This window comes from Variovorax sp. 01T439_2 (genome assembly GCF_056398445.1).
Genome location: NZ_JBFTPJ010000002.1, coordinates 1 through 23,078, shown reverse-complemented (window position 1 = coordinate 23,078; position 23,078 = coordinate 1). Strand labels below are relative to the sequence as shown.

Genomic DNA, 23,078 nt, shown 5'->3' with positions numbered 1-23,078 from the left:
GGTTTGCACTCTCTAGAACGATTGGAGCCGGGGCTCCTTCAAATACTGAACATCATGGCGGTGAGCAGGAAGTCGAGCCCGAGCACCGAAAGCGACGCCATCACCACGGTGCGCGTGGTCGCGCGCGACACGCCTTCGGGCGTGGGCTGGGCCTCGTAGCCCTGCAGCAGTGCGATGAAGGTCACGGTGAAGCCGAACACGATGCTCTTGATCACGCCGTTGCCCACGTCGCGCCAGACGTCGACGCCGCCCTGCATCTGGCCCCAGAACGCGCCCGGGTCCACACCCAGCATCAGCACGCCCACCACATAGCCGCCCATGATGCCGACCGCGCTGAACACGGCCGCCAGCAGCGGCATCGTGATCACGCCGGCCCAGAAGCGCGGCGCAAGAATGCGCTGCACCGGGTCGACCGCCATCATCTCCATGGCGCTGAGCTGCTCGCCGGCCTTCATGAGGCCGATCTCCGCGGTGAGCGAAGTACCGGCGCGCCCCGTGAACAGCAGGGCCGCCACCACCGGCCCGAGCTCGCGCACCAGGCTCAGCGCCACCAGCAGGCCGAGCGCCTCGGAAGAACCGTAGCGCTGCAGCGCGTAGTACATCTGCAGGCCCAGCACGAAGCCGACGAAAAGCCCCGACACCGCAATGATGGCCAGCGAATAGTTGCCGAGAAAATGGATCTGGTCGCGCACCAGGCCGAAGCGCTGCAAGCTTCGTGCCCCCTGCACCAGCAGGCGCAGGAACAGCTTGGCGCCGTAGCCCAGGTCGGCCAGCTTGCTGCGAACCGCAAAGCCGATGTCGGCGGGCTTCCACCAGCTCATGCCTGCCCCCTCGCTCGGCACTTCGTGTCCTCGCTGCCCCCCGAGGGGGCCTTCGCTTGCTCGGGGCGGCCCAGCGCTGCGCTCATGCCCGTCCCCCTTCATTGCCGAAATCTTCCTCGATGCCGGCCACGGGATAGTGAAAATGCACCGGCCCGTCGGGCAGTGCATTGACGAACTGGTGCACCAGGGGATCGGCGCTCCCCCGCACTTCTTCAGGCGTGCCTTGCGCGGCGATGCCGCCGTTGGCCAGGATGATCACGTGGTCGGCAATGCGGAAGGTTTCCTCGAGGTCATGCGACACGACGATGCTGGTCAGCCCCAGCGTGTCGTTGAGCTGGCGGATCAGCCGCGCGGCCGTGCCGAGGGAAATCGGGTCGAGGCCGGCAAAGGGTTCGTCGTACATCACGAGGTCGGGGTCGAGCGCAATGGCGCGCGCAAGAGCCACGCGCCGCGCCATGCCGCCGGACACTTCGCTGGGCATCAGGTCGCGCGCACCGCGCAGGCCGACCGCGTCGAGCTTCATGAGCACGATGTCGCGCACCAGCGCTTCCGAGAGCTGCGTGTGCTCGCGCAGCGGAAACGCGACGTTGTCGAACACGCTCATGTCGGTGAACAGCGCACCGAACTGGAACAGCATGCCCATGCGGCGCCGCGCCTTGTACAGCCCGGCGGCATCGAGCTTGCCGACGTCCTGGCCGTCGAAAAGCACCTCGCCGCGCTGCGCCCGCTGCTGGCCGCCGATGAGCCGCAGCACGGTGGTCTTGCCGCCGCCCGAGGCGCCCATCAGCGCCGTCACCTTGCCGCGCGGCACGGCAAACGACACACCGCCGAGGATCGCGCGCGCACCATAGCCGAACGCAACGTCGCGGAACTCTACAAAGGGGTGTGGCAGGGGTGCGGCTGATTCCATCTCAATAAAAAAGCCGGGCACCTTCTCAGGCATCCCGGCATGCGGTTTCCGCGAATGATAGCGGGGCCGCGGCCGGCCCCGCAAAACTGAAACAAAAATCAGCGCGGCAGGTCGCTGAATCCCATCAGGAATTCATCCACCGAGCGCGCGGCCTGGCGGCCCTCGCGAATGGCCCAGACCACCAGCGACTGGCCGCGGCGGATGTCGCCCGCCGCAAACACCTTCGGCACGTTGGTGGCATAGCCGCCGATGAAATCGACCGTCGCCTTGGCGTTGCCGCGTGCGTCCTTCTCGACGCCGAAGGCGTCCAGCACGGTGGCCACGGGGCTGATGAAGCCCATCGCCAGCAGCACGAGGTCGGCCTTGAGGATCTGCTCGCTGCCGGCCACTTCCTGCATGCGGCCGTCTTTCCACTCGACGCGCACGGTCTTCAGGCCCGTGACCTTGCCTTTTTCGCCGATGAATTCCTTGGTGGAGATGGCGAACTCGCGCTCGCAGCCCTCTTCATGGCTGGAGCTGGTGCGCAGCTTGATCGGCCAGTAGGGCCAGGTCAGCGGGCGGTTTTCTTCCTCGGGTGGCTGCGGCATCAGTTCGAACTGCGTGACGCTGGCCGCGCCATGGCGGTTGCTGGTGCCCACGCAGTCGGAGCCGGTGTCGCCGCCGCCGATCACGATCACGTGCTTGCCATCCGCGCGCAACTGGCCCTTGACCTTGTCGCCCGCGTTGACGCGGTTCTGCTGCGGCAGGAACTCCATCGCAAAATGAATGCCGTCGAGGTCGCGGCCCGGCACCGGCAGGTCGCGCGACTGCTCGGCGCCGCCCGTGAGCACCACGGCGTCGAAGTCTTTCTGCAGCTGCTCGGGCGTGACGGTTTCCTTGGCCAGGTTGGTGACCTTGGAGCCCTTGCCCAGCGGGTCCTTCGCGGCGCCGACCATCACGCCGGTGCGGAAGCTCACGCCCTCGGCCTTCATCTGCTCGACGCGGCGGTCGATGTGGGTCTTCTCCATCTTGAAGTCGGGGATGCCGTAGCGCAGCAGGCCGCCAATGCGGTCGTTCTTCTCGAACAGCGTCACGTCGTGGCCGGCGCGCGCGAGCTGCTGCGCCGCCGCCATGCCGGCCGGGCCCGAACCCACCACAGCCACCTTCTTGCCGGTCTTGTGCTTGGCGACGCGCGGCGCCACCCAGCCTTCGTCCCAGGCGCGGTCGATGATCGCGTGCTCCAGCGACTTGATGCCGACCGGGTCGTCGTTCACGTTGAGCACGCAGGCCGCCTCGCAGGGCGCGGGGCAGATGCGGCCGGTGAATTCCGGGAAGTTGTTGGTCGAGTCGAGCACCGCGAAGGCGTTCTGCCAGTCGTTGCGGTACACGAGGTCGTTGAAGTCCGGAATGATGTTGTTGACCGGGCAGCCGCTGTTGCAGAACGGSRTGCCGCAGTCCATGCAGCGCGCGCCCTGGACCTTGGCTTGCTCGGCATCCAGGCCGACGACGAATTCCTTGTAGTGCTTGACGCGCTCGGAGGCAGGCTTGTAGCCCTCTTCGATGCGCTCATGCTCCATGAAGCCGGTGATCTTTCCCATCGTGATTCCTTTTACACCCCCGTTGCTTGCTCACTGCGTGTAGCCGCCTCCCCCCTCAAGGGGGCAACACCTGCGGCCCGGCGAAGCCGGTTCCGCGGTGTTCCCCGAAGGGGCTGTGACAGTTTCACGTACTGCATGCCGTGCAGGGGCTCATTCTGTTTTCGGTTGATCTTCAAACTGCGGCCGGAGCCGAATGCGGCGCAGCGGCCAGTGCATGCGGCTCCAGGCCCATGTGCGCGTTGTTGCCGCTGCTCGTGAGCTCGACCTTGCGGTCGTGCAGCTCGGCCAGCGCACGCTTGTACTCGTTCGGGAACACCTTGACGAACTTGGTGCGCGACACGGCCCAGTTGTCGAGCAGTTCGCGGGCGCGCTTGCTGCCGGTCCAGCGGTGGTGCTCTTCGAGCAGCTTCTTGAGCTGGGCCTCGTCGGTCTCGCCGCCGTGCCAGACCTTGCGGTGCATGCTCGCCGTCTGCTCGGCCGAGGTCAGCACCTTGTCGAGCGACACCATCGAGAGATTGCAGCGCGTGGCGAACTGGCCGTCCTCGTCGTAGACGAAGGCCACGCCACCGCTCATGCCGGCCGCAAAGTTGCGGCCCGTCTTGCCGAGCACCGCGACCGTACCGCCCGTCATGTATTCGCAGCCATGGTCGCCCGTGCCTTCGACCACCGCCGTGGCACCCGAGAGGCGCACGGCAAAACGCTCGCCGGCCACGCCGCAGAGGTAGGCTTCGCCGGTGGTCGCGCCGTAGAGCGCGGTGTTGCCCACGATGGTGTTGCGCACGGCTTCGCCGCGGAAGTCGAGGCTCGGGCGCACCACCACGCGGCCGCCCGACAAGCCCTTGCCGGTGTAGTCGTTGGCATCGCCGATCAGGTAGAGCGTGATGCCGCGCGCGAGGAACGCGCCGAACGACTGGCCGCCCGTGCCTTCGAGCTGGATGCGGATCGAGTCGTCGGGCAGGCCCTGCGGATGCACCTTGGTCAGCGCGCCCGACAGCATGGCGCCCACCGAGCGGTTGACGTTGCGCGCCACCTCGATGAACTGCACCTTCTCGCCGCGCTCGATGGCCGGGCGCGACTTCTCGATGAGCTTGACGTCGAGCGCACGCTCCAGGCCGTGGTCCTGGTTCTCGACGTGGAAGCGCGGCACCTCGGCCGGCACAATCGGCAGCGCGAACAGGCGGCTGAAGTCCAGGCCCGAAGCCTTCCAGTGCTCGATGCCCTTGCGCATGTCGAGCAGGTCGGCGCGGCCGATCAGGTCGTCGAACTTGCGGATGCCCAGCTGGGCCATGATCTGGCGCACTTCCTCGGCCACGAAGAAGAAGTAGTTGACGACGTGCTCGGGCTTGCCCGAGAACTTCTTGCGCAGGATCGGGTCTTGCGTGGCCACGCCCACCGGGCAGGTGTTCAGGTGGCACTTGCGCATCATGATGCAGCCCTCGACCACCAGCGGGGCCGTGGCAAAGCCGAACTCGTCGGCACCCAGCAGCGCGCCGATGGCGACGTCGCGGCCGGTCTTCATCTGGCCGTCGGCCTGYACGCGGATGCGGCTGCGCAGGCGGTTGAGCACCAGCGTCTGCTGGGTTTCTGCGAGGCCGATTTCCCACGGGCTGCCCGCGTGCTTGATCGACGACCAGGGCGACGCGCCCGTGCCGCCGTCATGGCCCGCGATCACCACGTGGTCGCTCTTGCACTTGGCCACGCCGGCCGCGATGGTGCCCACGCCGATCTCGCTCACCAGCTTGACGCTGATGCTCGCGTGCGGCGCGGCGTTCTTCAGGTCGTGGATCAGCTGCGCGAGGTCTTCGATCGAATAGATGTCGTGGTGCGGCGGCGGCGAGATCAGGCCCACGCCCGGCACCGCGTAGCGCTGCTTGCCGATGTACTCGGTGACCTTGCCGCCCGGCAGCTGGCCGCCCTCGCCCGGCTTGGCGCCCTGCGCCATCTTGATCTGGATCTGGTCGGCCGAATGCAGGTACTCGGCCGTGACGCCGAAGCGCCCCGACGCCACCTGCTTGATGCGCGAACGCAGCGAGTCGCCGTCCTTCAGGGGCAGGTCGACCTCGACGTTGGCCGCGCCGATCACGCTCTTGAGCGTGTCGCCCTGCTTGATCGGGATGCCCTTGAGCTCGTTGCGGTAGCGCGCCGGGTCTTCGCCGCCCTCGCCCGTGTTGCTCTTGCCGCCGATGCGGTTCATGGCAATGGCGAGCGTGGAGTGCGCCTCGGTGCTGATCGAGCCGAGCGACATTGCGCCCGTGGCAAAGCGCTTGACGATCTCGCTGGCAGGTTCGACCTCGTCCACCGGAATGGCCTTGGCCGGATCCAGCTTGAACTCGAACAGGCCGCGCAGCGTGAGATGGCGGCGGTTCTGGTCGTTGATGAGCTGCGCGTATTCCTTGTAGGTGTTCCAGTTGTTGGCGCGCGTGCTGTGCTGCAGCTTGGCGATGGCGTCGGGCGTCCACATGTGCTCTTCGCCGCGCGTGCGCCAGGCGTATTCGCCGCCGGCGTCGAGCATGTTGGAGAGCACCGGGTCGTCGCCGAACGCGGCCTTGTGCATGCGGATGGCTTCCTCGGCAATCTCGAACACGCCGATGCCCTCGACGCGGCTGGCGGTGCCGGTGAAGTATTTGTTGACCGTCTCGGTGTTCAGGCCGATGGCTTCGAACAGCTGCGCGCCGCAGTAGCTCATGTAGGTGCTGACACCCATCTTCGACATGATCTTGGACAGGCCCTTGCCGATCGCCTTGACGTAGTTGTAGACCGCTTTTTCCGCGCTCATGTCGCCCGGCAGGTCGGCGTGCATCGCGGCCAGCGTTTCCATGGCGAGGTAGGGGTGCACGGCTTCGGCGCCGTAGCCCGCCAGCACGCCGAAGTGATGCACTTCACGCGCCGAGCCGGTTTCCACCACCAGGCCGGCCGTGGTGCGCAAGCCCTCGCGCACCAGGTACTGGTGCACGGCCGACAGCGCCAGCACGGCGGGGATCGCCACCTGCGTCGGGCTCACGCCGCGGTCGCTCACGATCAGGATGTTGTGGCCGCCTTTGATGGCGTCCACCGCTTCGGCGCACAGCGATGCGAGCTTGGCTTCGACGCCCTCGTAGCCCCAGGCGAGCGGGTAGGTGATGTCGAGCACGTAGCTCTTGAACTTGCCCTGCGTGTAGGTGCCGATGTCGCGCAGCTTGGCCATGTCGGCGAAGTCGAGGATCGGCTGGCTCACCTCGAGCCGCATCGGCGGGTTGACCTGGTTGATGTCCAGCAGGTTGGGCTTGGGGCCGATGAAGGACACCAGCGACATCACGATCGCTTCGCGGATCGGGTCGATCGGCGGATTGGTCACTTGCGCGAACAGCTGCTTGAAGTAGTTGTACAGCGGCTTGTTCTTGCTGGAGAGCACGGCCAGCGGGCTGTCGTTGCCCATGGAGCCGATGCCTTCTTCGCCGGCCTGCGCCATCGGGCTCATCAGGAACTTGATGTCCTCCTGGGTGTAGCCAAAGGCCTGCTGGCGGTCGAGCAGCGCGACCTGCGAGAGCGGCGCGGGCACCGGCTCGGCCTCGACGCTGTCCAGCTTGATGCGCAGGTTCTCGATCCACTGCTTGTAGGGCTTGCTGTTGGCGAGGGTGGCCTTGACCTCCTCGTCGTCGATCATGCGGCCCTGCTCCAGGTCGATCAGGAACATCTTGCCGGGCTGCAGGCGCCACTTGCGCACGATTTTCTGCTCGGGCACGGGCAGCACGCCCGATTCGGAGGCCATGATGACCAGGTCGTCGTCGGTCACGCAGTAGCGGGAAGGCCGCAGGCCGTTGCGGTCGAGCGTGGCGCCGATCTGGCGGCCGTCGGTGAACACGATGGAGGCCGGGCCGTCCCACGGCTCCAGCATCGCGGCGTGGTATTCGTAGAACGCGCGGCGGCGCGGGTCCATGGTGGCGTGCTGCTCCCAGGGCTCGGGAATCATCATCATCACGGCCTGGCTGATGGGGTAGCCGGCCATCGTCAAGAGCTCGAGGCAGTTGTCGAAGGTGGCGGTGTCGGACTGGCCGGCAAAGCTGATGGGGTAGAGCTTCTGCAGGTCGGCGCCCAGCACGGGCGAGGACATGACGCCTTCGCGCGCCTTCATCCAGTTGTAGTTGCCCTTGACCGTGTTGATTTCGCCGTTGTGGGCGACGTAGCGGTACGGGTGGGCCAGCGGCCACTCGGGGAAGGTGTTGGTCGAGAAGCGCTGGTGCACCAGGCCCAGGGCCGAGACGCAGCGCTTGTCCTGCAGGTCTAGGTAGTAGGTGCCGACCTGGTCGGCGAGCAGCAGGCCCTTGTAGACCACGGTGCGGCTCGACATGCTGGGAACGTAGTATTCCTTGCTGTGCTTGAGCTTCAGGCGCTGGATGTTGGCGCTGGCGGTCTTGCGGATCACGTAGAGCTTGCGTTCCAGCGCGTCCTGCACGATCACGTCGTTGCCGCGGCCGATGAACACCTGGCGCAGCAGCGGTTCCTTGGCGCGCACGGTGGGCGACATCGGCATGTCGCGGTTCACCGGCACGTCGCGCCAGCCCAGCAGCACCTGGCCTTCGGCCTTGATGGCGCGTTCCATTTCCTGCTCGCAGGCTTCGCGCGAGGCATGTTCCTTGGGCAGGAAGATCATGCCGACACCGTATTCGCCCGGCGGGGGCAGCGCCACGCCCTGCTTGGCCATTTCTTCGCGGTAGAGGCGGTCGGGCAGCTGGATCAGGATGCCGGCGCCATCGCCCATCAGCTTGTCAGCGCCCACTGCGCCGCGATGGTCGAGGTTCTCGAGGATCTTCAGGCCCTGCAGCACGATGGCATGGCTCTTTTCGCCCTTGATGTGCGCGACGAAGCCGACGCCGCAGGCATCGTGCTCGTCGGCACCGGAATACAGACCGTGTTGTTGGAGATGTTCGATCTCGGCAGCCGTCGTCATGGCGCACTCCTTCAGTTTTTCGCAGGGAAGAGAAGGATATTGCGATGCACAAAGAATGCCAAACACTTTAAATGGGGTCAGATTCCAATTAAATCCCGACTCTTATGGTCAGAATAAAATTGGGGACACATCAACGAAGAGAGCAAAAACTCCGCTTGGAGTCCCGCCGCGGGAAGCTTTGGCTCAGGAATCGGAAGCCGCCGGCGGGCGCCCGGCCTTGGCTTTGGCGACGCGGCGTTCGGTCGCTTTCTGAAGCGACGCCAAAAAATCGGCATCGCCGGCCGCCCAACCCCGCAAGGTGGCCTCGGTCAGCGTGCCCTGGTCGGCTGCGCGCACGCCGCCGCGCACCAGTTCGACGTACGCCGCCTCGCGGGCGAAGGGCGTGTTGCCCAGCTCCCAATACAGGGGATGCGGCGTCAGCAGCCTGTCGTGCCGCAGGCCCGCGTAGTGCCCGTGGCTGGACCATGGAAAGTCGCGCGCGTCCGACACCATGCCGGCCCGCACGGGATTCAGGTCGATGTACGCCATGCAGGTCAGCAAATAGCGGTCGGTCTGGATCAGCGTCGACCTGTAGCGCCCTTCCCACAGGGTGCCGCTGCGGCCGTGGCGGTCGTTGAAATAGCGCACGTAGCTGCGCCCCACCGCCTGCATGAACTGCGGCAGCCCGGTGGTCGTGTCGGGCGTGGCCAGCAGATGGAAGTGGTTGTCCATCAGCACGTAGGCATGCAGCGCCACGCCGAAGCGCGGGGCCGCGTCCGCCATCAGGCCGAGCAGCCGCTCGTGGTCGGCGCGGTCGATGAAGATGGCCTGGCGGTTGTTGCCGCGCTGGATCACGTGGTGCGGCAGGCCGGGAAGCGTGAGGCGAGGCAGACGGGCCATGGCGTGACGAGCGCGGCGCTGTGCGCTTCGGCGGAAGTTTCAGGGCAGGCGAAACCGCGTCTCGCCCAGCGTGTCGAGCCCGAACTGCGACAGCAGCTCGCCGAGCCGCGCCGCCGCACCGGCCTTGCGCTGGCCGGTGTGGCGCGCCAGGATCAGCTCGTTCTTCATGCTGTGCTCCCAGCCCACCAGTTCGGTGACCGTGACGCTGTAGCCATTGGCCTCGAGGTACAGGCAGCGCAGCACGTTGGTGAGCTGGCTGCCGATTTCGCGGGTGTGCAGCGGATGGCGCCAGAGCTCGGCCAATGGCGTGCGCGACAAGGCCAGCGCCTTGGTTTCGCGCAGGCAGGCCGCCACCTCGGCCTGGCAGCAGGGCACCAGCACCATGCAGCGCGCCTTCTTTGCGAGCCCGAAGGCGATCGCGTCGTCGGTGGCGGTGTCGCAGGCGTGCAGCGCGGTGACCACGTCGATGCGCTCGGGCAGTTCGCTCGCCTGGGCCGACTCGGCCACGGTGAGGTTCAGGAAGGACATGCGGTCGAAGCCGAGCTGGCGCGCCAATGCGCGCGATCTTTCGACCAGCTCGCTGCGCGTCTCGATGCCGTAGACATGGCCGCCTTCGCGCGAGCGGAAGAACAGGTCGTAGATGATGAAGCCCAGGTACGACTTGCCCGCGCCATGGTCGGCCAGCGTGGCTTCCGCGCCGCCGCCCGGCAGTTCGCGCAGCAGCTGCTCGATGAACTGGAACAGGTGGTAGACCTGCTTGAGTTTGCGCCGCGAATCCTGGTTGAGCCGGCCTTCGCGCGTGAGGATGTGCAGCTCCTTCAGAAGCTCGATCGACTGGCCCGGCCGCAGGACCTCCGCCAGCTCGGCTTCGGCCTTGGCGGTCTTGGCCGTCTTCACGGCCTTGGTTGCTGCCGGCGCGCTCATGGCCGGGCGCTCCCCGGGCCCACGTCCAGCGCGGCCCAGCCGTCCGGCCCCAGCGCTTCGAGCGTCTCGATGTTGCGCTCGAAGATGGCTTCGGCTTCGGGAAAGGCCTCGACCGCGCGGCTCACGCTGTCCTCGCGCAGCAGGTGCAGCGTGGGGTACGGCGCGCGATTGGTGGCGTTGCCCAAGTCGTCGGCGTCGGTGCCCGCGAACTGGAAGCGCGGATGGAAGCTCGCGAGCTGGAACACGCCGTCGAAGCCCGCACGCACGAGCCGGCGTTCGGCGCGTGCCGTGAAGTCGTTGAAATCCAGGAAATCGGCCAAGGTGTTGGGTGCTATCAGCAAGGTGGTGTCGCGCACGGAGGCATCGAGCGCGGCGAGTTCATCGGCCTCGGCCAGGAGCATGTCGATCAGCGCGGCTTCATCGGTGGGCAGGTACACGGCATAGCGGATCTGCGCCTTGACGTGCACCGCCTTCGCGAACGGGCACAGGTTGAGCCCGATCACCGCGCGTTCGAGCCAGCGCCGCATGTCGGCTTCGGCCTGGATGGCATCGATTGTCGCCGGGCTGGTCATGCCATCTCCGCCGCAGGGCGAATTTTGCCGAGGCGCCGCGCCAGGGCCATGCCCGCGAGCGAGCATGCGAGCGTGGCGGTCCACGTCCAGTGCCAGCCGCCGGCCCGCAGGGCCACCCAGGCCACCGCCGGCGGCGCCAGGAACTGCCCCAGCGAGGACGCCTGCTGCATGAGTCCGACGGTGGTGGAAACCGTGGACGGACCGGGCGCCAGCCGGACCCCGAGCAGGAACAGCGTCGCCGGCACCATGCCGCCGCCCAGTGAAAAGACGCAGACCGCGGCATAGCGAAGCACCGGCGGCAGGCCGAGCGCGCCTTCGCCCTGCCCCAGCTGCGCGAAGGCGGCAAGGCCACCCAACGCCATCGCCAGGAAACCCGCCTGCAGCAGGCGCTCGGGCGCGACGCCGCGCTGGAGCCAACGGCCGCCCGCGACGTTGCCGACGATGTTCATCGCGGCCGCCACCGCCGTGAGCACCGCGCCCCAGCCGGCCGGCACGCCGGCGCCGGCATAGATGGCCGGAAGAAAGCCGATCACCGCCATCCACTGGGCCGAATACACGGCGAAGGTCAGCGCGATCATCCAGGGTGCGCGTGCGCCGACCGTGGCGCGCAGCCGCGACGGCCAGCCGCCGGCCATGCCGCGCGCCGCACCCGTGCGCAGCGCATCCGCGGGCACCGCCAGCCACAGCCAGAGCGCCGCGGCCGCCGACACGGCCGACAGCGTCCACCACCAGTCGGCCCATCCGCCCCAGGCGATCAGCGCCGGCCCGAAGAGCAGCGCAAGCGCAACGCCCAGCGGCATGTAGGCGCCCCATACGCCGAGCGCCGCCTTGTCAGCGCCCGACGGCGTCAGGGCGCGGATCAGCCCGGGCCCCGGCATGACCGCCAGCAAAAAGCCGATGCCTTCGAGCGCGCGCAGGCCGAGCAGCCATTGCACCGCAAAGGCACCGCCCAGCAAGCCCGCGCCGACCGCGCCGCCCAGCAGGCTCGCCACGGTCAGCACCAGGAGGCCCGTCAGCATGCTGCGGCGCAGGCCGATGGTGTCGGCCGCGAGCCCCGCGATCAGCCCCAGGCTCATGCTCGCCACCTGCACCAGCGACAGCAGGAATCCGGCCTCGACCAGGTCGATGCCGAGCGACGCCTGCAGCGCCGGCACAGCGGGCGGCAGCTTGCCCAGGTGCAGTGCGGCGCTGACGCCGCCCAGCACCACCGCAAAGGCGGCGGCAGGCACGCGCGCGGAAGCAACGGCTGCAGGACTCATGGGACCACCTTCGCCCTGACGGGCTGCGGTGCGCGCTTGCTTGGGGCGGCCCGGCGCTGCGCTCATGCAATCCCCCGCCGGCCGGTCAGCCGTTCATGCTCGCGCATGGCGAAGCGGTCGGTCATGCCGGCGATGTAGTCGGCGACGGCGCGATGCCGGTCGCGCCGGTCTGCGTAGGAAACAGGCATCTCGGCGCCGCGCGCCAGATAGGCCTCGAACAGTTCCCGCACCACCTGCTGTGCCTGGTCGGTGGTCTGCCTCACTTGCAGATGGCGATAGAGGTTGCGGAACAGGAAGGCCTTGAGCTCGTTCGATTGCGCCTGCATGGTTTCGCTGAACGCAACGAGCGGCGGCGCCTTGCGCACACCATCGGCATCGGCCGGCTTCGCTGTTTCGAGTGCCGCACGCGTGGCGTCGATCACGTCGTAGACCTGCGCGCTCAGCATGCGCCGGATGGTTTCGTAGAGCACGCGCCGCCCTTCCAGCTGCGGGTATTCGGCCAGCGCTTCGCGGCGGTAGCGCTCGAACAGCTCCACCTCGCCGAGCTGCTCGACGTTGATGAGGCCGGAGCGCACGCCGTCGTCGATGTCGTGCGCGTTGTAGGCGATGGCGTCGGCCAGGTTGCAAAGCTGCGCCTCGAGGCCCGGCTGCGTGCGGTCGAGGAAGCGGCGCGCCACGCCGTGGGGTTCACCCGCCTCCAGGCGCTCGGCATTGGCGCGCGAGCAGTGCTTGAGGATGCCTTCGCGGGTCTCGAAGCTGAGATTCAGGCCGTCGTACTGCGGATAGCGGTGCTCAAGCGCATCGACCACGCGCAGGCTCTGCAGGTTGTGCTCGAAGCCGCCGTGGCCTTCCATGCAGGCGTTGAGCGCGTCCTGGCCCGCATGGCCGAACGGCGTGTGGCCGAGGTCGTGCGCAAGGGCAATCGCTTCGACCAGGTCTTCGTTGATGCGCAGGGCCCGCGCGATGGAGCGGCCCAGCTGCGCGACTTCGAGCGAATGCGTGAGCCGGGTCCGGAACAGGTCGCCTTCGTGGTTCAGGAAGACCTGCGTCTTGTAGACCAGCCGCCGGAACGCGGTGGAATGCACGATGCGGTCGCGGTCGCGCTGGAAGGCGTCGCGCGTGGGCGCCGGCGGCTCGGCATGGCGCCTTCCGCGCGAGCGCGCGGGGTGGCAGGCATAGGCCGCGAGGCTCATCGGTGCACCCTCGGCGCCGCGCTCATTCGGCCTGGCAGCAGCGCGCGAGCACTTCGCGCACCAGCGCATCGGGCGCGCTGCTGACGGCGGCGGAGCCCGGCTTGTCGATCACCACGAAACGGATTTCACCCGCCTCGGATTTCTTGTCGACCCGCATCAGTTCGAGGTACCGGTCCGCGCCCAGCGCGGGGCCGGTGGTCGGCAGGCCGGCGCGCTCGATCAGCCGCGTGAGCCGTTCGACGAACGCTGCATCGACGCCGCCGAGCCGCTGCGACAGGTGCGCCGCCATCACCATGCCGCAGCCGACCGCTTCGCCATGCAGCCACTCGCCGTAGCCCAGGCCCGACTCGATCGCATGGCCGAAGGTGTGGCCGAAATTGAGGATGGCCCGCAGGCCGGTCTCGCGCTCGTCCTGGCCGACGACCAGCGCCTTGATCTCGCAGCTGCGCTTGACCGCATGGGCCAGCGCGGCCGGCTCGCGTGCCACCAGCGCGTCGACATTCGCCTCGATCCAGTCGAAGAAGGCCATGTCGTGGATCGGGCCGTACTTGATGACCTCGGCCAGGCCCGCGCTGAGTTCGCGCGGCGGCAGCGTCTGCAGCGTAGCCAGGTCGCACACCACGAGCTGCGGCTGGTAGAAGGCGCCGATCATGKTCTTGCCGAGCGGATGGTTGATGGCGGTCTTGCCGCCGACCGACGAATCGACCTGCGCCAGCAGCGTGGTCGGCACCTGCACAAAGGGCACGCCGCGCATGTAGCTCGCGGCGGCAAAGCCGGTCATGTCGCCCACCACGCCGCCGCCCAGCGCAAACAGCACGGTCTTGCGGTCGCTGCCGTGGCCGAGCAGCGCATCGAAGATCAGGTTCAGGGTCTCAAGGTTCTTGTGCACCTCGCCGTCGGGCAGCTCGAGCAGGTGGACCGTGCGAAAGCGCCCGGCCAGCGCCTGGCGCAGGGCCTTGGCGTAGAGCGGCGCCACGGTGGTGTTGCTGACGACCAGCGCGCTGGCGGCCGCGGGCACGGCGGCGAAGCTCTGGGGGTCGTCCAGCAGGCCGGTGCCGATCAGGATCGGGTAGCTGCGTTCGCCGAGCTGGATGTCGACGCGTTCTGGCGGTGCGGAAGGTGCGGGCAATGGCATGGCAGCGAGTTTAGGCGCTGCGCGCCGGCGCTTCAGTCGGAGGGCTCTTCGGGCGGCGTGCCCGCGGCCACGATGCCGGCAAGCTCCAGCTGCATCACGATGATGTTGACCAGCATGGCGATCGAGGGGCGCCCGGTGTCGACCACCTCGTGGGCTGTCTCGCGGTAGAGCGGATCGCGCGCATCGTGCAGTTCGCGCAGCCGGCCCAGCGGATCGGCCACCTGCAGCAGGGGCCGCTTGACGTCGTGGCGCAGGCGCCGGAACAGGTCTTCGGGCGAGGAGCGCAGGTAGATCACATGGAAGTGGTCCCGCAACTGCTGGCGGTTGGCTTCCCGCAGCACGGCGCCGCCGCCCGTGGCCAGCACGCCGTGGGGCTGGGCGGCCAGGTCCGCAATGGCGGCCTGCTCGAGGTCGCGGAAGGCGATTTCGCCCTCCCGCTCGAAGTAATCGCGGATCGAGCAGCCGATGCGCTGCTCGATCACGTGGTCGGTGTCGACGAAGGGAAGGTCCAGGCGTGCGCCCAGGCGCCGGCCCACTGCGGACTTTCCGGCGCCGGGCAACCCGACGAGTGCGATCGCCACGCGGTGGCTGCTACGCCCGCGCGTCAGCGCGCGGCGTTGCGGTCGGTAATCATCTTCGGAGTGATAAAGACGAGCATTTCGGTCTTGTTGGCAACGCGTTCGCGCTTGCGGAACAGTGCACCCAGGTAGGGCACTTCACCCAGCACCGGCACGCGCGATTCGTCATTGGTTTCGGTGAGTTCGAAGATACCACCGATGACGACCGTGCCGCCGTTCTCGACCAGCACCTCGGTCTGCACATGCTTGGTGTTGATGGCCGGGCCGGCCGAGGTGTTGACGCCGCGGGCATCCTTGCTCACGTCGAGCGTGAGGATGATGTTGCCTTCGGGTGTGATCTGCGGCGTGACCTCGAGCTTCAGCACCGCCTTGCGGAACGAGATGGAGGTGGCGCCGCTGGACGTGGCCTGCTGGTAGGGAATTTCCTCGCCCTGCTCGATCAGCGCCTTGGTCTGGTCGGCCGTGATGACGCGCGGGCTGGACACCAGCTTGCCCTTGCCGTCGGCCTCGAGCGCCGAGATCTCGAGGTTCAGCATGCGCGACAAGCTCGAGTTGAACAGCGAGATCGCGAAGGTGCCGGGCGCATTGCCGGTGCCGCCGGCATCGCCTGCGGGCAGGTTGATGAAGTTGGAGTTGGTCCAGGTGGCTGTTGCGCCGCCCACGCCGCCGGCGGCGGTGGTGACAGGCATGACGCCGAAGGTGCCGTATGCCGGATTGCCGTTGGCCGACGCGACGCGTTCGCGGGAGATACCGCCGCCCAGCCGCACGCCCAGCGACTTGCCGAAGGTGTCGGAGGCTTCCACGATGCGCGCTTCGATCAGCACCTGCCGAACCGGGATGTCGAGCTTCTGGATCAGGTCGGCCACTTGCGCCAGGCGCGAGGGAATGTCCGACACGAACAGCTGGTTGGTGCGCGACTCCGCGATCACGCTGCCGCGCGGGCTCAGGATGCGCGTGGTGGTGCCGGAGCCGCCACCGCCGCCGGCCGAGGCGCCGGTGCCGGTCAGGCCCTGCGCAATGGCAATGGCCTTGGTGTAGTTGAGCTGGAACGACTGGGTGCGCAGCGGCTCCAGGTTCTCGATTGCGGCCTTGGCTTCGAATTCGAGCTTTTCCTTGGCGTTGATCTCGTCCTTGGGCGCGATCCACAGCACGCTGCCGTTCTTGCGCATGCCCAGGTTCTTGGCCTGCATGATGATGTCCAGGGCCTGGTCCCAGGGCACGTCCTTCAGCCGCAGCGTCAGCGCGCCGGTGACCGAGTCGGAGGTCACGATGTTGAAGTTGGTGAAGTCGGCAATCACCTGCAGCAGCGAGCGGATCTCGATGTTCTGGAAGTTCAGCGACAGCTTCTCGCCGTTGTAGCCCACGCCCTGCGTCAGCTTGGCCGGGTCCACCTTGCGGGCGCGGACCTCCACCACGAACTGGTTCTCGCTCTGGTAGGCGCTGTGCTCCCAGTCGCCCTTGGCCTCGATCGTCATGCGCACGCGGTCGCCCGACTGTTGCGAGGTGATCAGCTGGACCGGCGTGTTGAAGTCGGCCACGTCGAGGCGGCGGCGCAAGCCCTCGGGCAGCGTCGACTTGGTGAACTCCACCACGAGGCTCTTGCCCTGCTGCTTGACATCGACGCCCACCTGGTTGTTCGGCAGGTCGACGATCACGCGGCCGGTGTTGTCCGCACCCAGGCGGAAGTCGACGTCGCGCAGCGGCAGCGTGTCGCGGTTGCGGTTCTCGGCAAAGACGGTGGGCGTGGACGACGCCAGCGCGGCGCCGGCCGCGGGTTCGAGAATCACCAGCAGCGACTTGCCCTGGATCTCGGTCTTGTATGCGGTTGCCTGCTTGAGGTTCAGCACCACCCGGCTGCGCTCGCCGGCCTGGACCACATTGACGGAACGCAGGTTGCCCTGGTTCACCTCAATGGCAGAGCGGCCGATGGCGTTGGTGACGCCCGGAAAATCGAGCGCGATGCGCGCCGGCGTCTGCACGACAAAGCCGGTCGGCAAGGCCGCGAGCGGCTGGGCAAGGTCGATGCGGATCACTTCCGCGCCGGACTGCGTCGAACTGGTCACCGCCTCGATGGCGTTTTGCGCATGGGCCAAAGCGAAAGCGCCAAGTGCCAGCAGACCCAGCCCCGCAGCTCGCAGCCGCTGTGCCATCGTTGATTTTTTATGATTCATTTCGCACTCTCTTGCAGCTGCAATGTCGCCACGCGTTCGATCCATTCACCGGCGGCGTCCTGCACGATTTCACGCAGGGCGATTTCGGTTTCGTTGATACGGGTAATGCGCCCGTAGTTGAGGCCCAGGTATTCGCCGACCCGCACCTTGTAGAGCAGCTTGTCGACACGAACCAGCGCCACCGGCTGGCCGTTGCGGTTCATGCTGCCCACCATGGCCATGGAGTCGAGCGGGAAGGCTTCGAGCGCTTCCTTGCGGCGCACCAGCTCGGGTGCGATCAGCTCCGACGTGCTGGGCTGGTTCGATTCCCGGCGCAGCGCCTGGGTCAGCTTCAGCAGGTTGAACGGCTCGAATGCCGCGCCCTCGGTGTAGGCCTGGGGGGTGAATTTCTTGGGTTCCGTGATCGGCGGCACCGTGGGCTTGACCTGGGCGCGCTGCTCGACCATCCAGCGGCGCAGGTCTTCCTGCTCCGAATCGGCGCAGGCGCTCAGGCCCAGGGCGGCCGCGACCAGCCACAGGAGGTTGGCGGTGGTCCTCATTTCTTCGCCTTCGGCGCCGCGGCGCGTTTCTGGGCCGCGCGCTCTTCGTCATCGAGATAGCGGTAGGTGCGTGCCGTGGCATCCATCGTGATGGGTGCCGTCCTTGTCTTTTTGCTGCGGGGTGATCGTGAGATTGTTCAGCGTCACGATGCGCGAGAGGCTCGCGACGTCGGCGGCGAAGGAGCCGATGTCGTGGTAGCGGCCGGTCACGCGCACGGCGATCGGCAGCTCCGCGTAGTAGTCCTTCACCGAAACCTGTCCCGGGCGGAACAGTTCGAACTGCAGGCTGCGCCCGAGCCCGGCCTGGTTGATGTCGGACAGCAATGCGTCCATTTCCGCCTTGCTGGGCAGCTGCTTCTCGAGCAGYGTCACGTATTGCTGCACCTGCTCGCGCTGCTTCTTCAGCAGGTCGAGATTGGCGGCCAGCGCCACCTTCTTCTGGTAGTCGGCGCGCAGCGTGACTTCCTTGGCGCGCTCGCTCTCGAGCTCGTCGTTGGAGTTGGTCAGCCACACGAACCACAGGCCGGCCAGCACCAGGGCCGTGACCGCCAGGCACAGGGCGTAGCGGGGCACCGCCGGCCATGCGGACGGGTCGTTCGGGTTCAGGTTGCGGAACTGGTCGCCGAAGCCGCGCAGCGCCGCGCCGACGTCCAGTTTTTGAGAGGGGCGATTGCTTGCCATGATCCGTCTACCCCTTGGCTGGCGCCGCTGCGGCCAGGGCCTTGTCGGCCGCGGCCTTCTGCGCGTCGGTCGGCCGCTTGAGGCCGATGCGCATGGTGAAGTTCGCCACGCGGCGCTGGTCGCGCTGACTCAGGCTCACCGTTGCGGAAGTGATTTCGACCAGCTCGGGCTTGACCAGCCACGGGCTGTTGTTGCCCAGGTTGCGCAGCAGCTCCGAGACGCGCTCGTTCGACTGCGCCATGCCCTGCAGCGTGACGGTCTGGTTGTCCTGCTTCATGCTGGTCAGGTAGACGCCGTCTGGCAGCTGGCGAACCAGTTCGTTGAGCAGGTGCACCGGCAGGTTGCGATCGCCCTGGAGGTCTTCGACCGCCTGCTGGCGCGCGCGCAGCGCGGCAATTTCTTCCTGCAGGGTCGAGATTTCCTTGATTTCGACTTCGAGCTTGGTGATCTCGGTCTTGAGGAAATTGTTCTTGGCCTGCTGGGCCGAGATCTGCGCCTCGAACCAGAGATAGCCCAGGCCGGCGATCAGCACGCCCAGCACGGCGGCCGCACCCAGGGTGCCGTAGAACGCTTCGCGGCGCCGCTTGCGTGCGGCTTCGCGGTGCGGAAGCAGGTTGATGAGGATCACTGCACGAACCTCCGCATGGCCAGGCCGCAAGAGGTCAGGTAGGAAGGCGCTTCGCGCCGGACCTTCTTCTCGCGGATGTTCGGGCCCAGTTCCATGCCGTCGAACGGGTTCACGAGCGAACAGGCGAACGAGGTCTGGCGCGTCACGGCGCTGGTCAGGCTGGGCAGCGAGGCCGAGCCGCCGGCAAGCAGCACGTAGTCCACCCGGTTGTGGGGCGTGCTGGTGAAGAAGAACTGCAGCGCACGGGCAATCTCCTGCGCGATGCTTTCCACGAAGGGCTTCAGGACGCCCGAGCCGTAGTCGTCGGGCAGGTCGCCGCTGCGCTTCTTGGCTTCGGCCTCTTCGGCCGAGAAACCGTACTGGCGCACGATCAGCTGGGTCAGCTGCGCGCCGCCGAAGGCCTGGTCGCGGTCATACAGCACTTCCTGGTTGCGCAGCACCTGCATGCTGGTGGTGAAGGCACCCACTTCGAAAAGCGCCACCACGGCATCGAGGCCCTTGCCGGGCAATTGCTCGATCAGGCGGGCGGTCGCGAGTCGGGAAGCGTAGGACTCGACGTCGAGGATCACCGCCTTCAGCCCGGCCGCTTCGGCCAGGCCTTCGCGGTCCTGCACCTTTTCCTTGCGGGACGCGGCAATCAGCACCTCGACGTCGCCGGCAGAGGCGGTGCTCTGCCCGGTCACGCAGAAATCGAGGCTGACCTCGTCGAGCGAGAACGGGATGTACTGGTTGGCTTCGGACTCGACCTGGATTTCGAGCTCCTGCTCGCTCATGCCGCCCGGAAGAATGATCTTCTTGGTGATGACCGCCGAGGGAGGCAGCGCCAGCGCGACGTTGCGCGTGCGGGTGCCGCTCTTGCGCACGACCCGGCGGACGGCTTCGGCCACTTCGTCGAACTTCTCGACGTTGCCGTCGGTGATCCAGCCCCGTTCCAGGGGTTCGATCGCGCAGCGCTCGAGAACCAGCTTGCCACTGGCTTCACGGCCGAGCTCGACCAGCTTCACGCTGGAAGAGCTGACATCCAGGCCGAGCATGGGGGCGTTCTGACGGCGAAACAATGATCCGAAAGCAGCCAAGTTAGGTCCCTTTACCCCTGCATTTGTAACCAATGGAAAAATTTGCGTTCGGTTGCATGCTAGCAGCAGACGTAGCGGCGGCCAAACAACCCGCGCCGGCAAAATGGCGGACCGTTGTCAAAAGCTGACGCTGAAGCCACATTTAGTAACTTTTGGTTTAGCCCGCAACGATGCACACAAGTTCGGCCCGTGGCAAGGGGGCGGCTTTTTATAATGTGCGGTGACTCCCCGGGCCCACATGCAAGAAACTTCACGCCCCAAAGGGCCAGCCAAGACCCCTCCTTCCACACGACCAGCCTGGCTGAAATGGCTGCTGCGCTTCATGGTCTGGGGGTTCGGCATCGCCGCGGCCGGTGTTCTGGCGCTGCTGTGCGTGATCGCCGTCGCCCTGGCTGTGGCCTACCCCAACCTTCCCGACATCTCCGAGCTGTCGGACTACCGGCCGAAACTGCCGCTGCGGGTCTTTTCCGCGGAGGGCATCCTGATTGGCGAATTCGGCGAGGAGCGGCGCAATCTAACCCCGATCGCGGCAATCCCCAAGCTCGTGAAGGAGGCGGTGTTGGCTGCCGAAGACACCCGCTTCTACGACCACGGCGGCGTCGACTACAAGGGCATGGTGCGCGCCGGCCTGGCCAACATGAACCGCGTGAAGAGCCAGGGCGCCTCGACCATCACCATGCAGGTGGCGCGCAACGTCTACCTGAGCTCCGAGAAAACGCTGACCCGCAAGATCTACGAGGTGCTGCTCACCTTCAAGCTGGAGCACCTGCTCACCAAGGACCAGATCTTCGAGATCTACCTGAACCAGATCTACCTGGGCAACCGCGCCTACGGCTTCGCGGCCGCGTCGGAAGCGTATTTCGGCAAGCCGCTGCAGGAGCTCTCCATTGCGCAGGCGGCCATGCTGGCGGGCCTGCCCAAGGCGCCGGGCGCGAACAACCCTGTCAACAATCCGCAGCGCGCGCGCGGCCGCCAGTTCTATGTGATCGACCGCATGCAGGACGCGGGCTTCATCACCGCCGAGCAGGCCGCCGAAGCCAAGAAAGAGGAACTGCACCTGCGCGATGCGGCCGACCCGAACCGCCTGCACGCCGAATACGTGGCCGAAACCGTGCGCCAGCTGATGTATGCGCAGTACGGCGACAGCACCTACACGCGCGGACTCAAGGTCTACACCTCGTTGGTCGCCGCCGACCAGGCTGCGGCATACAAGGCCCTGCGCAAGGGCATCATGGACTACGAGCGGCGCCAGATCTACCGCGGCCCCGAGAAATTCGTCGAGCTGCCCAACGACCCGAAGGAGCTCGACGATGCGGTCGACGACGCGCTGACCGACCATCCCGACAACGGCGACGTGATGGCGGCCGTGGTGCTCAAGGCCAACGCCAAGGAAATCTCGGCCGTGCGCGGCAACGGCGACCCGGTGCAGATCACGGGCGAGGGCCTCAAGCCCGCGCAGTCCGGCCTTGCCGACAAGGCGCCGCCCAACATCAAGATCCGGCGCGGCGCGGTGATCCGCGTGGTGAAGACGCCCAAGAACACCTGGGAAATCACCCAGCTGCCCGAAGTGGAAGGCGCCTTCGTCGCCATGGACCCGCGCGACGGCGCCATCAAGGCGCTGGTGGGCGGCTTCGACTTCGGCAAGAACAAGTTCAACCACGTCACGCAGGCCTGGCGCCAGCCGGGCTCGAGCTTCAAGCCCTTCATCTACTCGGCCGCGCTCGAGAAGGGCTTCACGCCGGCCACGGTCATCAATGACGGACCCCTGTTCTTCGATGCCGGCACCACCGGCGGCCAGCCCTGGGAGCCCAAGAACTACGGCGGGGGCTACGACGGCCCGATGTCGATGCGCACCGCGCTCATGAAGTCGAAGAACCTGGTCTCGATCCGCATCCTGCAATCGATCGGCACGCGCTACGCCCAGGAATGGATCACCAATTTCGGCTTCGACAAGGACAAGCACCCGGCCTACCTGCCGATGGCGCTGGGCGCCGGCGCGGTCACGCCGATGCAGATGGCCACCGCCTACTCGGTGTTCGCCAATGGCGGCTACCGCGTCAATCCCTACCTGGTGACCCGCATCACCGACCACAAGGACAAGGTGCTGGTCGACAAGCAGCCGCCGCTGCTCAACGAGACGATCCGCGCCATTCCCCAGCGCAACGCGTTCATCATGGACACGCTGCTGCAATCGGTGGCGCGCGCCGGCACCGCGGCCAAGGCCCAGGCCATGCTCAAGCGGCCCGACCTCTACGGCAAGACCGGCACCACCAACGATTCGCTCGACGCCTGGTTCGCCGGCTTCCAGCCCACGATGACCGCCATCTCCTGGATCGGCTACGACACGCCGCGCAACCTGGGCGACCGCGAAACCGGCGGCGGCCTGAGCCTGCCGATCTGGATCAACTACATGGAAACGGCGATCAAGGGCGTGCCCGTGACCGATCTTTCCGCCACGCCGCCGTCCGGCGTCGTGAGCGTGGGCGGCGAGTGGTACTACGACGACTACGCGCCGGGCCGCGGCGTGCCCAGCCTCGGCGTGGACACCGCTTCATCGCCGCCGGCCGAGTCCCTGAGCGGCGTTCCGGTGAGCCCGCCCCCGCCTCCCGAGGAGCGCAACCGCATCCTCGACCTTTTCAGGAACTGAAGAAGACGCCGCTGACGGCTCAGGCGGCCGCAAACTCCAGCGGCTGCCCGGCCTGAAGGCTCGCCTCACGCGAAAGATTTCCGAAGAATTCCTCGCCCGTCTTGGTGTCGACCCAGGCCTTGCCGTCGTAGCGGTAGTGATAGCCGCCAGAGCGCGCGGCAAGCCAGATCTCCTGCAGGGGTTTCTGCAGGTTCACGATCAGCTGGCTGCCGTTCTTGAATGAAATCGTGATCATGCCGCCCACGCGCTGGTTGTCGATGTCGGCGTCGGTTGCGTCGTTGATGCGGTCGCAGCCCTGCTCGATGGCGGCGAGCGCGGCTTCGGCGCGGTCCATGTATTCGGAGTCGGTCATTACAATTTCGTTATGTTGAATGTTCGTCAAATTCTAGTGAGCGCCCCCGCCCGCGCTGTGCTCATGGTCAGTCTTGCCGCGGCGGCGGCGGCTTTGTCTGCTTGCGGCCAGCGCGGACCGCTGTTCCTGCCGACCGATCCGGCGGCGGCGCAGCGCGCCACCCTGCCGCAGCTGCTGACCCCCGGCGGCCCGCGCCCCGCCTCCGATAC

Annotated in this window: 18 protein-coding genes and 1 pseudogene; 2 read left to right on the top strand and 17 right to left on the bottom strand. The window is 67.0% G+C overall.

What is annotated here, in order from left to right:
* Positions 1–38: 38 nt before the first annotated feature.
* From mlaE to AC1DOC_RS00140, 16 genes and pseudogenes are all read right to left on the bottom strand, one after another.
* Positions 39–821: a lipid asymmetry maintenance ABC transporter permease subunit MlaE gene (mlaE, locus tag AC1DOC_RS00215; RefSeq protein WP_018906525.1), complete on the bottom strand. Its 783-nt coding sequence runs from the start codon at positions 819–821 to the stop codon at positions 39–41.
* A gap of 82 nt (positions 822–903) precedes the next feature.
* Positions 904–1,764 (bottom strand): ABC transporter ATP-binding protein, encoded by an 861-nt coding sequence (locus AC1DOC_RS00210; RefSeq protein WP_012746303.1) that lies wholly within the window; start codon positions 1,762–1,764, stop codon positions 904–906.
* Between the two features lie 65 nt (positions 1,765–1,829).
* Positions 1,830–3,308: a glutamate synthase subunit beta gene (locus AC1DOC_RS00205; RefSeq protein WP_478129274.1), complete on the bottom strand. Its 1,479-nt coding sequence runs from the start codon at positions 3,306–3,308 to the stop codon at positions 1,830–1,832.
* A 172-nt stretch (positions 3,309–3,480) separates the two neighbouring features.
* Entirely contained in the window at positions 3,481–8,235 is a 4,755-nt protein-coding gene (locus AC1DOC_RS00200; RefSeq protein WP_012746301.1) for a glutamate synthase-related protein, read from the bottom strand.
* Positions 8,236–8,418: 183 nt separating this feature from the next.
* Positions 8,419–9,114 (bottom strand): transposase, encoded by a 696-nt coding sequence (locus AC1DOC_RS00195; RefSeq protein ID WP_012746300.1) that lies wholly within the window; start codon positions 9,112–9,114, stop codon positions 8,419–8,421.
* 39 nt (positions 9,115–9,153) lie between these two features.
* Entirely contained in the window at positions 9,154–10,038 is an 885-nt protein-coding gene (locus AC1DOC_RS00190) for a class I SAM-dependent methyltransferase (protein WP_012746299.1), read from the bottom strand.
* Entirely contained in the window at positions 10,035–10,610 is a 576-nt protein-coding gene (locus tag AC1DOC_RS00185) for a DUF1415 domain-containing protein (RefSeq protein WP_012746298.1), read from the bottom strand. Before AC1DOC_RS00185 ends, AC1DOC_RS00190 begins: the two co-directional genes overlap by 4 nt.
* A complete protein-coding gene (locus AC1DOC_RS00180; RefSeq protein ID WP_012746297.1) occupies positions 10,607–11,869 on the bottom strand; it encodes an MFS transporter in 1,263 nt (420 codons plus the stop codon). The genes AC1DOC_RS00185 and AC1DOC_RS00180 overlap by 4 nt, the downstream gene beginning before the upstream one ends.
* A 62-nt stretch (positions 11,870–11,931) precedes the next feature.
* Positions 11,932–13,062, bottom strand: a complete 1,131-nt coding sequence (locus AC1DOC_RS00175) for a deoxyguanosinetriphosphate triphosphohydrolase (protein WP_012746296.1) — start codon at positions 13,060–13,062, stop codon at positions 11,932–11,934.
* Between the two features lie 22 nt (positions 13,063–13,084).
* A complete protein-coding gene (gene aroB, locus AC1DOC_RS00170) occupies positions 13,085–14,197 on the bottom strand; it encodes a 3-dehydroquinate synthase (protein WP_478129273.1) in 1,113 nt (370 codons plus the stop codon).
* 32 nt (positions 14,198–14,229) lie between these two features.
* Positions 14,230–14,778: a shikimate kinase gene (locus AC1DOC_RS00165; RefSeq protein ID WP_012746294.1), complete on the bottom strand. Its 549-nt coding sequence runs from the start codon at positions 14,776–14,778 to the stop codon at positions 14,230–14,232.
* Positions 14,779–14,801: 23 nt separating this feature from the next.
* The gene (locus AC1DOC_RS00160) at positions 14,802–16,946 is read right to left on the bottom strand and encodes a type IV pilus secretin PilQ (RefSeq protein WP_012746293.1); all 2,145 of its coding nucleotides are present in this window, start codon (positions 16,944–16,946) and stop codon (positions 14,802–14,804) included.
* Positions 16,943–17,485, bottom strand: a complete 543-nt coding sequence (locus AC1DOC_RS00155) for a pilus assembly protein PilP (protein WP_012746292.1) — start codon at positions 17,483–17,485, stop codon at positions 16,943–16,945. Before AC1DOC_RS00155 ends, AC1DOC_RS00160 begins: the two co-directional genes overlap by 4 nt.
* Positions 17,482–18,166: pseudogene (locus AC1DOC_RS00150) on the bottom strand (type IV pilus inner membrane component PilO). The gene AC1DOC_RS00155 and the pseudogene AC1DOC_RS00150 overlap by 4 nt, the downstream one beginning before the upstream one ends.
* A 7-nt stretch (positions 18,167–18,173) precedes the next feature.
* Complete coding sequence (locus AC1DOC_RS00145) at positions 18,174–18,794, bottom strand: PilN domain-containing protein (protein ID WP_012746290.1); 621 nt, start codon at positions 18,792–18,794, stop codon at positions 18,174–18,176.
* The gene (locus tag AC1DOC_RS00140) at positions 18,791–19,870 is read right to left on the bottom strand and encodes a pilus assembly protein PilM (RefSeq protein WP_012746289.1); all 1,080 of its coding nucleotides are present in this window, start codon (positions 19,868–19,870) and stop codon (positions 18,791–18,793) included. The genes AC1DOC_RS00145 and AC1DOC_RS00140 overlap by 4 nt, the downstream gene beginning before the upstream one ends.
* 238 nt (positions 19,871–20,108) lie before the next feature.
* Between AC1DOC_RS00140 and AC1DOC_RS00135 the strand changes: the two genes are divergently transcribed.
* Positions 20,109–22,517: a penicillin-binding protein 1A gene (locus AC1DOC_RS00135; RefSeq protein ID WP_026284348.1), complete on the top strand. Its 2,409-nt coding sequence runs from the start codon at positions 20,109–20,111 to the stop codon at positions 22,515–22,517.
* Between the two features lie 19 nt (positions 22,518–22,536).
* On the opposite strand, the gene cyaY is transcribed toward AC1DOC_RS00135, so the two are convergent.
* On the bottom strand, positions 22,537–22,869 hold the full coding sequence (cyaY, locus tag AC1DOC_RS00130; protein WP_012746287.1) for an iron donor protein CyaY: 333 nt from the start codon (positions 22,867–22,869) through the stop codon (positions 22,537–22,539).
* 12 nt (positions 22,870–22,881) lie between these two features.
* On the opposite strand from cyaY, the gene lptM reads away from it, so the two are divergent.
* On the top strand, positions 22,882–23,078 hold a 197-nt coding region (gene lptM, locus AC1DOC_RS00125; RefSeq protein ID WP_478129272.1), incomplete at its 3' end, for an LPS translocon maturation chaperone LptM.

Coding starts and splice junctions, on each gene's coding strand:
- cyaY (WP_012746287.1), bottom strand. CDS start 22,869: ATGACCGACTCCGAATACATGGACCGCGCCGAAGCCGCGCTCGCCGCC.
- AC1DOC_RS00135 (WP_026284348.1), top strand. CDS start 20,109: ATGCAAGAAACTTCACGCCCCAAAGGGCCAGCCAAGACCCCTCCTTCC.
- AC1DOC_RS00180 (WP_012746297.1), bottom strand. CDS start 11,869: ATGAGTCCTGCAGCCGTTGCTTCCGCGCGCGTGCCTGCCGCCGCCTTT.
- AC1DOC_RS00185 (WP_012746298.1), bottom strand. CDS start 10,610: ATGACCAGCCCGGCGACAATCGATGCCATCCAGGCCGAAGCCGACATG.
- AC1DOC_RS00190 (WP_012746299.1), bottom strand. CDS start 10,038: ATGAGCGCGCCGGCAGCAACCAAGGCCGTGAAGACGGCCAAGACCGCC.
- AC1DOC_RS00160 (WP_012746293.1), bottom strand. CDS start 16,946: ATGAATCATAAAAAATCAACGATGGCACAGCGGCTGCGAGCTGCGGGG.
- AC1DOC_RS00155 (WP_012746292.1), bottom strand. CDS start 17,485: ATGAGGACCACCGCCAACCTCCTGTGGCTGGTCGCGGCCGCCCTGGGC.
- mlaE (WP_018906525.1), bottom strand. CDS start 821: ATGAGCTGGTGGAAGCCCGCCGACATCGGCTTTGCGGTTCGCAGCAAG.
- AC1DOC_RS00210 (WP_012746303.1), bottom strand. CDS start 1,764: ATGCCTGAGAAGGTGCCCGGCTTTTTTATTGAGATGGAATCAGCCGCA.
- AC1DOC_RS00175 (WP_012746296.1), bottom strand. CDS start 13,062: ATGAGCCTCGCGGCCTATGCCTGCCACCCCGCGCGCTCGCGCGGAAGG.
- AC1DOC_RS00195 (WP_012746300.1), bottom strand. CDS start 9,114: ATGGCCCGTCTGCCTCGCCTCACGCTTCCCGGCCTGCCGCACCACGTG.